The organism is Corynebacterium sp. HMSC074E01 (genome assembly GCF_001808885.1).
Taxonomy (GTDB): Bacteria; Actinomycetota; Actinomycetes; order Mycobacteriales; family Mycobacteriaceae; genus Corynebacterium.
The window spans coordinates 1-448 of the sequence record NZ_KV794842.1; the positions used below are offsets into that span (position 1 = coordinate 1).

The following is a 448-nucleotide window of genomic DNA, read 5'->3' on the forward strand; positions in this document are numbered from 1 at the left end:
TGCACCACGAGGCGCACAGACAAAGGCTCCCCAATGAGCGCCTGTGGGCCTAGCGTTGTGGATGTGATCACCTGTGTCGTCCACTACACCATCGACCCCGACCAGATCGCAGCCTTTGAACAGTTCGCCCGCGCTTGGATGCGGCATGTCGACGAACACGGCGGCACCCACCACGGGTACTACCTACCCGCGGAAGGTGTGAGTGACCGTGCGGAATCCCTGTTCAGCTTCCCCAGCCTGGCTGCCTACGAGCAGTACCGCACCTTGTTCGGCACCCACTCGGACTTCATCGCCGCTGACCGGATTCGAGACGAGTCCGAGTGCGTCCTGCGGTACGAGCGCACCTTCATGCGGCCGCTCCTACCCCAGGGACACTGAAAGGGACTCCGGCAGCACGCTCGGCACAACCCACAACGCCGCAGGTCAGCGCGTACAGATGGGTGTACCC

General features: G+C 63.4%; 1 protein-coding gene. It reads left to right on the top strand.

Annotated elements, in window-relative coordinates; genetic code table 11:
* The coding region (locus tag HMPREF2537_RS13015) for an NIPSNAP family protein (protein ID WP_246820235.1) at positions 1-378 on the top strand (378 nt) is incomplete at its 5' end.
* Between the last annotated feature and the right edge of the window lie 70 nt (positions 379-448).